Annotated in this window: 10 protein-coding genes; 5 read left to right on the top strand and 5 right to left on the bottom strand. The window is 51.2% G+C overall.

Going from position 1 to position 14263, the window contains the following annotated elements:
• Positions 1-159 precede the first annotated feature (159 nt).
• The gene (locus JJU14_RS14750) at positions 160-1134 is read left to right on the top strand and encodes an alpha/beta hydrolase (protein WP_228614487.1); all 975 of its coding nucleotides are present in this window, start codon (positions 160-162) and stop codon (positions 1132-1134) included.
• A gap of 23 nt (positions 1135-1157) precedes the next feature.
• On the opposite strand, the gene JJU14_RS14745 is transcribed toward JJU14_RS14750, so the two are convergent.
• Positions 1158-2606 carry a winged helix-turn-helix domain-containing protein gene (locus JJU14_RS14745; protein WP_228614486.1) on the bottom strand — a complete coding sequence of 483 codons (1449 nt, stop codon included), beginning with the start codon at positions 2604-2606 and terminating at the stop codon, positions 1158-1160.
• 335 nt (positions 2607-2941) lie between these two features.
• On the opposite strand from JJU14_RS14745, the gene JJU14_RS14740 reads away from it, so the two are divergent.
• Complete coding sequence (locus JJU14_RS14740; protein ID WP_228614485.1) at positions 2942-3691, top strand: MipA/OmpV family protein; 750 nt, start codon at positions 2942-2944, stop codon at positions 3689-3691.
• A 455-nt stretch (positions 3692-4146) separates the two neighbouring features.
• Here the strand turns inward: JJU14_RS14740 and JJU14_RS14735 are convergent, their stop codons facing one another.
• Entirely contained in the window at positions 4147-6993 is a 2847-nt protein-coding gene (locus tag JJU14_RS14735) for a TonB-dependent receptor (protein WP_228614484.1), read from the bottom strand.
• A 258-nt stretch (positions 6994-7251) separates the two neighbouring features.
• On the opposite strand from JJU14_RS14735, the gene JJU14_RS14730 reads away from it, so the two are divergent.
• Together JJU14_RS14730 and JJU14_RS14725 are read left to right on the top strand one after the other, a co-directional pair.
• Positions 7252-8385, top strand: a complete 1134-nt coding sequence (locus JJU14_RS14730) for a histidine kinase (protein ID WP_228614483.1) — start codon at positions 7252-7254, stop codon at positions 8383-8385.
• The gene (locus tag JJU14_RS14725; protein WP_228614482.1) at positions 8382-9140 is read left to right on the top strand and encodes a LytTR family DNA-binding domain-containing protein; all 759 of its coding nucleotides are present in this window, start codon (positions 8382-8384) and stop codon (positions 9138-9140) included. Before JJU14_RS14730 ends, JJU14_RS14725 begins: the two co-directional genes overlap by 4 nt.
• 47 nt (positions 9141-9187) lie before the next feature.
• Here JJU14_RS14725 and ppc read toward each other — a convergent pair whose 3' ends face one another.
• Positions 9188-11818 carry a phosphoenolpyruvate carboxylase gene (ppc, locus tag JJU14_RS14720; RefSeq protein WP_228614481.1) on the bottom strand — a complete coding sequence of 877 codons (2631 nt, stop codon included), beginning with the start codon at positions 11816-11818 and terminating at the stop codon, positions 9188-9190.
• 237 nt (positions 11819-12055) lie between these two features.
• Between ppc and JJU14_RS14715 the strand changes: the two genes are divergently transcribed.
• Complete coding sequence (locus tag JJU14_RS14715; RefSeq protein WP_228614480.1) at positions 12056-12937, top strand: TraB/GumN family protein; 882 nt, start codon at positions 12056-12058, stop codon at positions 12935-12937.
• A gap of 20 nt (positions 12938-12957) precedes the next feature.
• Here the strand turns inward: JJU14_RS14715 and JJU14_RS14710 are convergent, their stop codons facing one another.
• Together JJU14_RS14710 and arfB are read right to left on the bottom strand one after the other, a co-directional pair.
• Positions 12958-13740 (bottom strand): ABC transporter substrate-binding protein, encoded by a 783-nt coding sequence (locus JJU14_RS14710; protein ID WP_228614479.1) that lies wholly within the window; start codon positions 13738-13740, stop codon positions 12958-12960.
• A 68-nt stretch (positions 13741-13808) separates the two neighbouring features.
• Entirely contained in the window at positions 13809-14228 is a 420-nt protein-coding gene (arfB, locus tag JJU14_RS14705) for an alternative ribosome rescue aminoacyl-tRNA hydrolase ArfB (RefSeq protein ID WP_228614488.1), read from the bottom strand.
• Between the last annotated feature and the right edge of the window lie 35 nt (positions 14229-14263).

Below are 14263 nucleotides of genomic sequence, written 5' to 3'. Positions count from 1 at the left end.
ATTCTAAACCTGGTCATGCAATGGCTTAGTATTAAAGCTTATTAAGTCTTCTAAATGGCAGATTTAACTTGATGCAGGCAGGGTTGTATAGAAAATAACCAGAAGATTCACGGGCTGCACGACATAAACGAACCAGCCGATTACTTCAGGAGTTCACGGATGCTCAAACAGACAATAGCATTGATGATGGTAGTGGTGGCAAGCTTTGCTAGCGCACCAGCTCAGGCTGATTTAGCAAAAGCGACAAGCGCTATAGAACGGATCCCATTTAAAGCGCCGAGCGAAGGTTTTTTACTGGATGGCTATATGGTCCGTGACAACACCATTCGCAGTAAGCAACCTGCGATTATTTTTCTGGTTGGTTCTGGCACAGGATCTACGCTGAAAAACTACCAAAGCACCACCGAGTTCTTTTTTGACCACAGCCTGGTCGAGCAAGGATTCACCATGGTGTTCTTTGATAAACGGGGCCTGGGCCACTCCGAAGGGGTTTGGTACAACACCAACTTTGAGCAAAGAGCGCTGGATGCTCGCAATGTCGCGCTTCACCTGCGGGAGTACGACTTTATTGACCATGAGCAGGTATTTGTCGTGGGCCATAGCCAGGGCGGCTGGATCGTACAGATTGCCCTGGCAGAGTATCCGGAAGTGTTTGCCGGCGGCATCAGCATGGCCGGGCCAACCTTTGGCGTGCGGCGGCAAATGATCAACGATGCCGCCAGCATTCTGCAATGCAAGCAAGGCTTGTCGCAGCAAGAGGCTGAGCACAAAGCCAGCCGTCAAGTCCGGCGTAATCTGTTCTTCATTTCGCTGGTAGGCTGGAAAGGGAATTTGCGCCAATTGAATCTGATCAAAGATTTCGAGCCGGATGCTTACCTCAAAGCCATCCATCAACCGTTTTTAATGATGTTTGGCGAAAACGATCCGCTGGTTAGCCCGGTCTGGAGCCTGGATGAGTTAGCGCGACTATTCCCCGGTAACCTGCCCGACAACATGAGCTATTACGTCGCCGCAGGTGAAGAGCATTCGTTTAAAATAGCCCCCACCTGTTATCAAGGCAGCTGGCGTGAGCTCAGCTTTTCGACCACGAGCAGAGATAAAATCAGCCAATGGCTCATTGAGCAGCGCCAGTAACGGCCGAGCCAATGACGCCGCAACTAGCGCGCTAGCACAGCACCAGAGAGCCGAATGTGCTGCAACCAACTCGTGAAAACCTCGCTCTGGTGCAAAGGCGCATAAACAGGGTCGACTGCAGCCCAGAGCAATGGGATCTGCCTTAATGCGACGGCTTGTTGGAAATACTGCTCTGCTGTTGCTAAGTCACCGGTTAAAATGGCATAACGCGCCCAGGATAATGGCGGACGATAGTGACCGATATCGTCGGTAAACTGATTCGCCAGTAAGAAACCAAACACCGCGGGCATCCCTTCGGTCTGATACAGCTTGGTCACCTCATCCAGGTGACTAAGCCCTTCGTCACTTTGCTGCAGTAACCAGCGCAATGACTGGAAAGTCTGTTCGTACAAGCCCAGCTCGTAGCTGATACGTAGCGCAGAGCAATGCCACATTTTGGTTTCTCGTTCGGTCTGACTAATGCGCTGTAGCTCATGCCAGGCCTCTTCGGTATGACCACTCAGCTGATAAGCCCAGGCCATGCCCGGAAAGGCATAGAGGTGTGGCAGCATTTGCAGGGCTCTGTTTGACAGCTCAAAGGTGGATTCAAACTGACCATGTGCCAACAGCATCTCGCCATAGGCATAATAAAAGTTTGCATCTTCTTTCAACTGCAGCGCTTGCTCAAAATAAGCAGCTGACTGGGCATAGTCGGAACGATGCCAGAAGTGGATCCTCGCCAGCCAGCTCCAGGCCTCAGCATGGTTTGGCTCCAGAGCCACGACCCGCTGCAGCAAGCCATTCAGCTCGGCGAAATGCTGCGGTTGCTCCGGCAGATCATTACCCAGCAAACGAATTTTCAACCAGGCCAGATACCAGTAGCCCTGCACCAACTCTGGGTCCTGCAGCAACATATTCCGCCACTCATCCAACAAATCAGGGATCTGTGGACGCTCAGCCTGCTCCGATTGCTGCATCAACCGCTGCAGTGGTGTGATGTCTGCGGTAACTCCGGCATCCTGTTCTGGCTGGCCCATAGTCTCAGGCTCTTGCAACAGCCAGGGCAACGCCAGCCAACTCATCAGGAGGACTGCGGCAAACAAAGGCCAGGCTCTGCGCATTGCAGAACGATGTGGTTGGGCGCTGTTCTCAAGCACTTGTTCTGCCGGTCGCACCGAGGCAATAAACTGATAGCCCACGCCAGGAATGGTTTTAATCAGGGTGGGTTGCTTGGCTTGCTCACCAAAGACTTTACGTAACTTGCTGATAGCCACCGTCAGGCTGTCTTCGTTCACCACCTTGCCAGGCCAGTTGTCGGTGATGAGCTGGTCTTTGCCAAGCACCTGCTGTTCACGCTGCACGAAATAATCCAGCAGCACAAACAACTGATGCTCCATCTCATACTGCACCCCATCTTTGCGCAAGATATTGCGGGTTGCATCCAGATACCAATGATCATTCAGCCATACGGGGCGACTTGCATTGTGATTCATGATTGTACTCATTGCATTAGCTAGGGCACCGCCTGAAGCGGCACTGTCAACATCTCCGGTTCAGCCGTCGCTCTAACGACATGACTCACCTAATACCTGGCTTCACTGTTGAGTGGAGCTGCAAAAAGCCAGCACTTAAACCCTGAAAGCACAAATTGATTTTTGCTTCAAAATTAAAACTTTATAGCGCATAAAGCATGGATTTCAGAATAATTCAGAGCATTTAACAAGCCATCCCTCATTGAACTTTCTAAAATCCGCGCTCTCTGGCAGAGCTCCCTGAACAGGCCAACCAGAATAATCGTTTCAACCAATATACAGTAGCAGGACAACCTATGAAATCAATGACACTTTGGACCGCGATAGCTTTGATCATCTCTGGCAAGTTTATCGCAGCACAGGCAACCGAGTTCGAGCTCGGAGTTGGCATGGTGCACGTCGCCACACCTTACAAAAGCATTGCTTCCGAGCAGTTTGTTTTACCCTGGATTGCTTACCAGGGCGAGCGATTTAGCTTTCAGGGCCTGGAAGCAGGCTACCGCCTGACTAACGAACACCCCATTCAAATGTCTGCCAAACTAGCGCCTGCAGCTGGCTACTTTGATCCCAGCAAAGCCAAAGATCCGGCCATTGGCGCTTTGGATAAGCGGCGCTTTAGCTACTTGGCAGGGGTAGAGCTGGCTTACCAACGCGGCAATTACCAAACGCGAGCCTCGCTGATGACAGACATCACCAGCACCCATCACGGTATCACTTCGGCCATCACGGTGGGCCGCGCTTTTCAATGGGAAAGCTTAGGTTTGGTCGTGATGCCAGAGCTGAGCCTGCACTACTGGGACACGAAAATCAGCAATTACTATTTCGGCATCAGCGAGGCGGAGGCCTCTCGCAGTGGCTTGAATAGCTACCAGGCCAACAGTCGCTTTCGGGTGCAATCAGGCATTACTGTGATGAAAGCCACTTCCGCCAACAGCAAGCTGATCATCAGTAGCCAGTTTGCCCGTTTCATCGGTGAACATCAAAGTGCTATGTTAGACAGTCAGAGTTTTTATACGCTGGTGGCAGGTTGGGTTTACCGTTTCTAAATCTGTCCGACTAAGAACGACAAGGGCACTTTAACCGGTGCCCATTACATCAATAATTGCCAATCGGTATAATAGGCCTCTGGGTCACACTGCAGATACCATCGAGATGATAATACTGCTTCTTGCTCCATACAGCATGGAGCTAATGACTGTCCGATCGTTTCCTGTTTGCTAAAAGCATCGCTTTGCCGAACCATCAGTGCTGTAACCAGCAGTACCATCAAGCCACTGACAGCCAATCCAGTTCGGACCTGTTTGTACGTGATCATAACCTGCTCCAATTGCTGCTCTTCAGCTTATTCTGTATCGAAAGGACTGTAAAAGTCTTCCCTAAAAGAAGCCGATTTGGTAACAAAATATATTGGGTACCCGTTTTTTGTAAGACTTCAGATGGTAAAAAGACGGACTTATGAATAGGTCCGTCTTTATTTAAGTGAAAGTAATAACAGCTTCACTTAGAACGTGTAGTTCACACCTAAAGTTAAGCGCTGACCAATCACATCATAGAAGCCACCCTGACTAAACATACCTGGACGACGAGGTGGTGTCTTATCAAACATGTTCAAAATACCAGCACGAACTTGCAGGTTATCATTCACATTGTAGCGTGATGTCAGATCCCAGGTTATGTAAGACGGAACATCATTCCAGTTGTTCTGGTTTGGTGTCCACTCATTATCAAGCACTGATTTATGACGGTGCGTCATGGTCAGCACGGCTGAGAAATCCTGGTAGCTATAGCTGGTGATTAAGCGATTGCGCCAACGCGGACGCTCCTGCTCACCGGTTTCAATAACCTTATCTTCTGCAAAGCCTGTTTGGTTAAAGGTACGCTCTTCCAGATAGGTACCAATCCAGCGAATTCCAAAATCACCAAAGTCGGTTGAGAAACGATAGTTCGCTTCGATATCAACACCCGATGTAGTGCTTAGGGCTGAGTTGATTGGTTTTTCGAAGTAATTCACTATCTCAAAGGTATTTGGATCACGCTCAATCAATGGACAAAATACATTATCAATTGAGCTTGACTGATAACAATAACGCACCAGATCTGGGCCTTGGAATGACTGGATCATGTTGGACATGTCGAACTTCCAGTAATCCACTGTAAAGCTTAAATCATTAAAGAAACTTGGTTTGTAGACAAAACCAATGGTGATATCTTTTGCAATCTCATTGGTTAAATCGGTGTTCCCAATGATGAAACCTGGACGGGTAGAACCATACCACTCCTGAGAGGGTTCAAAATCTGCCGGAATACCCTGGGCAGCGCAGTTATTCAGAATGTTATCTTTATAATCAGGGTTCAATAAATCACGACGCGAAACCGCACAAGGATCAGTAAGGCTGCGGAATGTCTGTCCTGGTGGATTGAACAGCTCACCAATATTGGGTGCCCGCACAGACTTCGATCTGTTAGCCCGAATTCTTAGCTCATCATTCACTTCCCAGTTTAAGCCAAGTTTCCAGGCAGTATCGGTACCCGCCGTCGAGTAATTCATCAAACGTCCTGCAGTTTCAAATGTCAGGCTGTCTACAAACGCTAAACCTTCAAGTAAGGGGACTGACAGCTCTACTGAAACCTCTTTAACATCAAATTCACCCGCTAAAGGTTGAGATTGGTTATTAAACAACAAGCCTGCACGCATGGCAGGATCGGGTAAGGTATCAGCCTTTTCCTTGCGGTACTCAGCTGCAACTGCCATGGCAACCCAGCCTGCTGGTAATTCGAACACATCACCATTTACAGATGCTCCAACCACATGTTGCTGGATAGATGAGCGACGTATAGCATCCGTACTCACCCAGTCATAGGCTTCATTACTGTATTGTTTTGTTCCAAAAATATTTAATGGTAAACAACCCTGTGCCCGGGCTATTGCATCACGACAGACGATCTGTCCGTCCAGTTCAATGGCATCGATTGCGCTGTAGAAGCGGTCTTCATACATTTCACCATACCATTCCGTGTCCGCCTGAACATGACCAGATGTCACGTAAACATCGTACATCCAGTTGTTATTAATGGCACCATCAAAGCCAACCGATATACGTGCTAAAGTTCGATCCTGACTGTATTGTCGATTACCAAAGTCTTGTGCTAGATAAGAACCTAAACGTGGTGAACCGCCCATTCTCTCTACAGCATCAGCTGGTAAAAATGGGTTGTCAGGATGAACTGTAAATACTAAAAATGCTGGTGAGCTTTCCCCATAAGCATCGGTTTTAGCCAAATTGACTTCAACCTGCATGCGGTGATCATCATTGAACTCATAATTCATATTGGTTACAAAGTTAATGCGATCTAGCGGAGTACGCATGTAGGAGTTTTCAGCAAACGTATAACCATCACCACCCAAGTAATCAACCCTACCTGAGGCCAAAGGAGGCAATGCTTCACCATACACCCAGTCACGGGCCTGCCCATCAGCGGTAAAAGTAAATGGATTCCCAGTGCCTGGGCCAACATGGATAGCTGTAGTACGACTATAGAGAGCTAGAGTCTGACGACCTAGCCCCCAAAAAATTGTGCCTGGCTCATTGACTGAGTCAAAGTCTGGCTCACTGCTACGTGGATTTCGCACAGCAATGGGGCCATCGCGTAAAAAGTCACGGTCCATAAAGCTGATTTGCTTTTGACGTGTCCAGTTTAAATTGGTAATAAAGCTTGCCCGCCCCAAATCAGCACCAAAGGTCAAGGAAGCAAACTCTTCTTCACCACCACTTTGACGAGGGCGGCTGGTAGATAAATCAAGAGTCACGCCATCATAGCTTTTTTTAGTGATGATGTTTACAACACCCGCAACAGCATCAGAGCCGTAAACAGCAGAAGCACCACCAGTGGTAATTTCAATGCGGTCTATGATAGCGGTTGGAATGTTGTTCAAATCGACCGCGGAGCTTCCTGGCGCACCAGAAATAAAACGACGGCCATTAACCAATACCAGAGTGCGATTAGAACCCAAACCACGTAAATCGGTGTTGTTCAATCCGCTGGTAAAAATGAAATTGTTTGAGGTTTCCGGAGATAAACCGACCAAGGTGTTTGGCATACGATGCAGCAGGTCACCAACGTTGGTAACACCAGCATCAACGAGACCCTCACCGGTAATAACGGTAACAGGTGTTGGTGCCATTTCGCCAATACGGCGAATACGCGAACCCGTTACTTCGATGCGCTCGACCCTGGCTTCGCTGTCCTCTTGCGCCAGCGCAGGCGCAGCCACCAGACTCAAACTGGCCGCTAATGAGGTAAGCAATCCTGTACGGACTGCCAGCGTTATTTTATTATAGCTTTTCATGTAATTCTCCCATGGTTGCAGACAAATGCTTGTCCAGCTGGGGTGCTGTATTCGCACCTGCTTGCAGAAGCTAAACCTGAGAGTTCCCCAACTCTAGCGCTATTCCACCAAAAGGGGCTTAGCCGTGACTGAGCGAGGGTATGGCGCTATGAAGTTTTTTTTCATTTGACAGGCCTGCCAAACCCGCAGGGCTGAAACGGTGGTTTCCGGGTACGAAACAGAATTCCAATCGTGCTGACTTTTGCGTAAAGTTATTTGATGAAACGATCCTCTGCACAAACATCTGGATTATCCTGGCTACCGCCAGCGCGCTGGTTTTTACTGGCAAGCCTGGCGTATTTGCTGGTGACACTGATTGCAACCAGCCATAACTACCACTCCTTGCTAAGCATGGGGGTACAGCGCGACTGGAGTCTGGTTTTTCATCGGGTTGCCCCTAACTGGCTGGTATGGGCACTGCTGACACCCTTTATTGTCCGTTTTACCCAACGCCACCCCTGGAGTGATGCCAAGCGCTGGCAATGCTTGCTGACGCAGCTGGCCGCTGCTGTTGTTTTCATGTCGTTGAACTGGTTACTCATCGCCAGCTACGTCTACGTGTTCCTAAACCCGGAGCGACAGCTGAGTTTTAGCTATGTGTTCAGCCGTTATTTTGCCAACCCTTTTCACATTCACTGGGGCGTTTACCTGGGCACCGTGACCGCCTGCTTTTTGCTGCAGTATTATCGCAGTTTTCATCAAAGCCAGCTGCGGACACAGCAACTGGAAAAAGGTTTATTAAAAGCTGAGTTGCAAGCCCTCAAATCCCAGCTGAATCCGCATTTTTTGTTCAATACCTTAAATGCCATTGTCAGCCTGATACGCACCGAGGATAAAACCAAGGCCTTGCAAGCTACCAACCAACTGAGTCAGCTGCTGCGCTTTGTGCTACAGACCCAACAGCAAGAGGCAGTACCTCTGCGGCATGAATGGCAATTTATGGAGCTATACTTTGCGCTGCAGCGACTGCGCTTTGGTGAGCGCTTGCAACTGGATATTGAGCTGGATGAGCAACTGGATAACTGCCTGGTACCGCCACTGTTGTTGCAGCCCTTATTTGAGAATGCCATTGAGCACAGCAGTAAGCTGGCCAGTGCCACCACTACTATCGCTGTTCATGCCAATCTGGAGCCAGGCCAGCAGATGGTGACCGTGCAAGTGCGAAACAGTTATGCCTCACATAATCCACGCCAGGGTTTTGGCATTGGACTAAGTAACACCCGAGCCCGTTTGCAAGCCTTTTTTGGTCCTGAAGCCAGCTTACAACATGGACCAAGCGGGCCGGATCAATACACTACCAAGCTGCGTTTTCCGCTGCTACTAGATACAAAAGAGGCTGGAGATACACCATGAGTTACCGTTGCCTGATTGTCGATGATGAACCATTGGCCCGTGCCAGCATTCGCTATTTGTTAGCAGAACATGCCGATATGGAAGTTACCGCTGAAGCTGAAAATGGCCAGCAAGCACTGCAAGCCATCGAAGAGCTGCAACCTGATTTGCTGTTCCTGGACATTGATATGCCTGGTATGGATGGGCTTGAGCTGCTGCAACAACTGGTACAGCAGCCTGTGGTGGTATTCTGTACCGCTTATGCCGAGCACGCCGTCACCGCCTTTGAGCTCTCTGCACAGGACTACCTGCTAAAGCCCTTTAGCGATGAGCGCTTTTTGCAGATGCTCAATCGCTGCCGACAGAAGCTGCAACAACGGGATACGTTATCCTGGCAGCAGCTGCAACTTATTTCGCAGCAACTGGCAGCCAAATCAGGCTATAAAGAGAAAATTATCATTCGGGATCCGGGGCGGGTGAAAATCATTCAGGTGAAAGACATTAGCTGGGTGACAAGCTCAGGCAACTACGTCGAGTTTCATCTGCACAACGACGAGCGCAGTTACCTACTGCGTGAAACCATGACCCGGCTGGAGCAACAACTGGATCCAAGCATCTTTGCCAGAGTACACCGCTGCACTCTGGTGCGCAAAAGCGACATCATTGAACTGCGGCCTGGCGATAAGGGCGATGCCACCCTGGTGCTAAAAAATGGCCAGTTGGTGCAGATGTCACGCAATTACCGCCACGTGCTGCAGGAACTGTTTGAGTCTTGAGCCAAGGCCCCGAAACAGCACCAACGCCGTCCCGGGGCAAGCACCGATTAACCCGAATTTCGCATCCCTGCTGCAATACCGGCGATGGTGACCATCAAGGCACGCTGGATCTGAGGACTGAGCGTATCCGTCTGATGCCGCTGCCGGTGCAGCAGCTCTACCTGAAGCAGATGCAAAGGATCGACATAGGTATTGCGCAGCATAATGGACTCGCGGATCCAACTTTCATTTTCCATCAGCTCACGGTGTCTGGTCAGGCTAAGCAGCAATTGCTGATCATGCGCCAGTTGCTGCCGCAATTGCTTGCCAAGCGCATGCAACTCGGCCGGCACCAATCGCTGATCGTAATAAGCCGAAATCTCAGCGTCCGCTTTTAAAAACACCATTTCCAGCATCGATAAGCGGGTAGCGAAAAACGGCCAGGCTTGCTGCATCTCGGCCAACACCGCTTGCTCACCCCGATCGAGCACCTGCTGCAGGGCATTGCCGGCTCCCAGCCAGGCGGGCAACATCAAGCGGTTTTGCGACCAGGCAAAAATCCACGGGATAGCACGTAAACTCTCAACCCCGCCCTTAGGGTTACGCTTGGCGGGGCGGCTGCCAAGTGGTAACTGTCCTAACTCCTGCTCTGGCGTGGCCGCGCGGAAATAACGTACAAAGTCGGGGTGCTCGCGAACGATGGCTCGATAAGCCTGGCAGGAGCTTTCTGCCAGCTCCGTCATCACGCGGCGCCAGCTGCTTTTCGGTACCGGTGGTGGCAACAGCATGCCTTCCAGCACCGCGCTGGCATAGAGACTAAGGCTACGCTCAGCCAGTTTCGGCAGACCAAATTTAAAGCGGATCATCTCGCCTTGTTCGGTCACCCGAAAGCCACCATCTAAGGAGCCTGGCGGCTGCGATAAAATCGCGGCATGGGCCGGAGCGCCACCGCGACCAATAGTACCACCACGGCCGTGGAACAGGGTAAGCTGCACACCGGCATCGCCACAGACTTGCACCAAGGCTTCCTGGGCACTGTACTGCGCCCAGGAGGCAGCCAACACACCAGCATCCTTGGCGGAGTCCGAGTAACCTATCATCACTTCCTGCTGGCCCTGGATATAACCGCGGTACCAATCAATGGCCAGCAACTGCTCTATGCAACGCGGGGCCTGCTGCAAATCACTTAAGGTTTCAAATAAGGGGGCAACCCGCATGCCAAAGCCAATGCCCGCTTCTTTGAGCAGTAGCTGCACGGCCAGAACGTCCGATGGCTTACCGGCCATCGAGATCACATAGGTGCCCAAGGCTTCCTCGCCGTGGCGTGCCACCATCTCACAGGTATCCAGTACCTCCTGCACCTCTTCGGATGGCTGCCATTGCCTTGGAAACAGCGGCCGGCGATTGGGCAGTTCACGCAATAAAAAGGCCTGCCTGTCATCCTCACTCCAGGCGCTGTAATCACCAAGCCCTAAGTGACGGGTTAGCTCACTAAAGACAGCGCTATGGCGGGCCGCATCCTGACGAATATCCAGTTTAAGCAGGGTAACCCCGAAACAATAGACCCGACGAATGGTATCCTGCAGCCGGCCATCGGCAATTTGTGCCATGCCGCATTCGCGTAATGAGCGATCGCACAGCAGCAAAGGCTCCAGCAGTTGCTCACGTTGCCAGATCAAATCGGCCGGGCGCTGCAGCCGATCCCGACTGACCGCTTCAGTCAACCAGTCGCGAGTGTTACTGAGTTGCTGCTGCAGCTGTTTCAACACTGCACGGTATGGCTCGAAGGCACCGTCACTGAGCTGCTGCAACTCATCATTGGCCTGGTTCATCGACAGCTCTTTGCTGAGCACATCCAGATCCTGAATAAACAAATCGGCGGCTTTCCAGCGGCTGAGTAACAGTACCTGGCGGGTCACTTTAGCAGTGACAAAAGGATTACCATCGCGATCGCCGCCCATCCAGGAGGCAAAACGAACCGGCGTGGCATGCAATGGCAACGCCTGACCGGCGGCATCACGCATCCAAGTATCCAACTCGCGTAAAAAGGCAGGCACCGCCTGCCATAGCGAACTCTCGATCATGGCAAAACCGGATTTGGCTTCATCCACCGGAGTTGGGCGCTGCTCGCGAATTTCATTGGTAAACCACAACTGAGCAATCAGCTCCTGCATGCGGTCACGCAGCCGCAGCTGATCACAATCGGCACGTTGTTGTTCCAGTGCAGATAAACAATCGGCGATTTCGGTGAGCTTATGGATCACGGTGCGACGCGATACTTCTGTGGGGTGCGCGGTCAGCACCAGCTCTATCGCCAGCTTATCCACAGCTGAAGCAATGGCCTCCGGATGAAGCTTGGCAGCCTGCAAATGTTTCAGCATCGCCTGCAAGGGCGCAGCCTGCGGATCTTCCGCCAGCACTTCCTGGCTGGTGCTGTGCTGCTGCTCGGCCAGGTTGGCCAGATTTAAAAAATGGGCAAAAGCTCGGGCAACCGGCAACAGCTCATCATCACTGAGTGATTGCAGCAGCTGCTTTAATTGATGCTCACGGTCACTATCACCCGCCCGCGCCTCTTTGGATAGCTGGCGAATTTGTTCAATGCGTTGGTAGACATCCTCACCCAAGTGCTGGCGGATCAAATCACCCAACTGGGTTCCCAGTAAGCCGACATTGGCTCGCAAGGCTGCATAATGTTCCATAACACTCTCCCTACCCTTTGCTATGCCTATACCCTAATGCCAAGGAGGGCTGTACTCAAGCATGATAGCTTACCAAGAGAGCGACATTCTGCCTTTTGGCAGGGAATATACCCAACTAGTCTTACGATGCGGATTTCAGGGAGAGATAAAATTGCATGAAGTTACTTGGGCACCAACTCTTTTGTTATCGGCAATTTACCATTATGATAATCTTTTTAGCGCACAAGGAGCGTCTCGATGGTTACACGATTTATTCCCCGCTTGATTGCGGTAGGCCTGCTGTTTTGCAGCCAGGCGCTGCTGGCACAAAGTGCTGTCTGGCAAGTCAGTAACGACCAGCATCAGCTATTTATTGGTGGCACCGTGCATTTATTGCCAGCTAACGAGTTTCCGCTACCGGCCGAGTTCGATAAAGCCTATCAGCAGGCTGAAAAGCTGGTGTTTGAAGTGGATATAAGCAAGATGATGGACCCCAGCATTGGCCCCATGATGCTGAACTATGCCATGTATCAGGATGGACGAACCCTGAGCTCCGTTCTTAGTGAGGAAAGTTATCAGCGCCTGCAACAAGCCGCCGCTGCACTTGGTGTCGATACCAAGGCGCTAGCGCCGTTCAAACCGGATTTTGTGCTGGTGCAAATGCTGCAGCTTAAACTGCAACAACTGGGCATGGCGGGCGAAGGCGTCGATATGTACTTTTTCAACAAAGGCGCTCAAGATAATAAAAACAAAGCCTTTCTGGAAACCATTGAACAGCAATTTGCGTTGCTGTTTTCCATCTCGGACGGCCATGAAGACGACTGGATTGCGCAAAACCTCGACCAGCTGGATGAAACCGAGCAGTTTATGCGGCAAACCTTGGCGGCCTGGCGCAGCGGCGATCGCGAGGCCTTAACCGAGCTGGTCAGCGACATGCACGACACCGAAGTAGGCCAGCGCTTTTATCAGCGCCTGCTCACTGAGCGCAACCAGGATTGGGTAGAGCAAATTGATGCCATGCTGCAAACCCCGGAAGTTGAATTTGTGCTGGTGGGTGCCCTGCATCTGGCCGGGCCGGATAATGTGCTGGACTTACTGGCTGAACGTGGTTATCAGGTGCGGCAACTTAGCGCCAACTAACTGCAGCACTGGCAAGCAGGCTAATCTTCTGCTTGCCAGTATTGTTCCAGTTGCTCAATCATAGCCACAGGATAATCCGCCTGATACAAACGGCGCATAGTACCATCCAGATAGCTTTGCTGTAGCGCCTCCTGCCAACGCTGCACCCGCTCTGCCGGGACTTCCTTTGAAAATGCCAGATACAAATACGACTGGTACAGCGGCTGCCAACGCTGCAGCGTCACATCCCCTTGCTGGAAAAACTCTCCGTAACGCAAAGCATTCAGTGCAATGACTTCGGCTCTGCCTCGCTCAGCCATCACCTGACATTCATGCGCATTGGCCACCACCGACAAATTACGCCCTTCTTCAAAGCCCAACCGTTTAAAATACTCCAGCTGCGCTGAGCTGCGATAAGCGCAACCACGAAGTCTAGCTGCAGCAAAATCCGCCGGACGCGCTACTACTTCCGGCAAGCTATACAGCTGCATATCATAGTAGTTGATTGGCCCAACCCATTGGAACTGAGCCTCACGCGCTGGCGTTCGCACGGTTTCAAACAACACCGTATTTGGCTCTGCTCTTGCCAGCTCCATGGCTCTGGCCCAGGGCAACAGCGAAAAGCGCAGCCGTTCGTCCAGCTGCTGCTGCAAATGCAAAATCAGCTGGATGGTCACCCCATCAATCTGCCCCGTTTCGTTGAGGTACTGAGACGGGGGGCTGTGCTCGGTTAAAAAGTGCAGCTCAGGCTCAGCATCGGCCCAGGCAAAGCAGCCAGCAGACAGAACGAGACTAAGAGTTAGCACAAATAGCAGACGCATCATGAAAGACAACAGAAAAATAAGAGGTTAGCCTAACTATAGCAGTCAACGCATGCCCTGACAGCGCTCAATTACTCTGACCGTGGTTTATTTTGTCGCAGCGACTTGGTAGCGCCGCGCTGTTTTTTCTGCTGAATGCGTCGTTGCTGGCTGCCATAGGTTGGCTTGGTGGCCTTGCGTTTTTTTTGCTGCACAGCGGCAGCGGCGATCAGCTCGGTTAATTGCGCCAGCGCCAGCTCACGGTTTTGTTCCTGACTACGGCTTTGCTGGCACTTGATCAGAACCTTGCCGCTTTGGGTAATGCGGTGATCGGCACGGTGCAACAAACGCTGCTGCAGCCAATCTGGCAATGAACTTTGTCGGATATCCAGCACCAATTGCACCGCCGTCGATGTTTTGTTGACATGCTGGCCACCTGGGCCACTGGCACGGATAAATTGCCACTCCAGTTCGTCGTCTGCTAGTGTGAGTTGGTCATTGATCGCAATCATGGTTTCTTTTCGTTGCTGCCATTTTGCCTCTGTCC

The sequence above is a fragment of the Alkalimonas sp. genome (assembly GCF_020831925.1).
Lineage (GTDB): Bacteria > Pseudomonadota > Gammaproteobacteria > Enterobacterales > Alteromonadaceae > Alkalimonas.
The sequence above is the reverse complement of the archived record's forward strand: the minus strand, read 5'-3'. Positions and strand labels throughout refer to the sequence as shown.

Excerpts from the sequence above, each read along its gene's own strand:
- JJU14_RS14750 (WP_228614487.1), top strand. The coding sequence starts at position 160 with ATGCTCAAACAGACAATAGCATTGATGATGGTAGTGGTGGCAAGCTTT.
- JJU14_RS14745 (WP_228614486.1), bottom strand. The coding sequence starts at position 2,606 with ATGAATCACAATGCAAGTCGCCCCGTATGGCTGAATGATCATTGGTAT.
- JJU14_RS14740 (WP_228614485.1), top strand. The coding sequence starts at position 2,942 with ATGAAATCAATGACACTTTGGACCGCGATAGCTTTGATCATCTCTGGC.
- JJU14_RS14735 (WP_228614484.1), bottom strand. The coding sequence starts at position 6,993 with ATGAAAAGCTATAATAAAATAACGCTGGCAGTCCGTACAGGATTGCTT.
- JJU14_RS14730 (WP_228614483.1), top strand. The coding sequence starts at position 7,252 with ATGAAACGATCCTCTGCACAAACATCTGGATTATCCTGGCTACCGCCA.
- JJU14_RS14725 (WP_228614482.1), top strand. The coding sequence starts at position 8,382 with ATGAGTTACCGTTGCCTGATTGTCGATGATGAACCATTGGCCCGTGCC.
- ppc (WP_228614481.1), bottom strand. The coding sequence starts at position 11,818 with ATGGAACATTATGCAGCCTTGCGAGCCAATGTCGGCTTACTGGGAACC.
- JJU14_RS14715 (WP_228614480.1), top strand. The coding sequence starts at position 12,056 with ATGGTTACACGATTTATTCCCCGCTTGATTGCGGTAGGCCTGCTGTTT.
- JJU14_RS14710 (WP_228614479.1), bottom strand. The coding sequence starts at position 13,740 with ATGATGCGTCTGCTATTTGTGCTAACTCTTAGTCTCGTTCTGTCTGCT.
- arfB (WP_228614488.1), bottom strand. The coding sequence starts at position 14,228 with ATGATTGCGATCAATGACCAACTCACACTAGCAGACGACGAACTGGAG.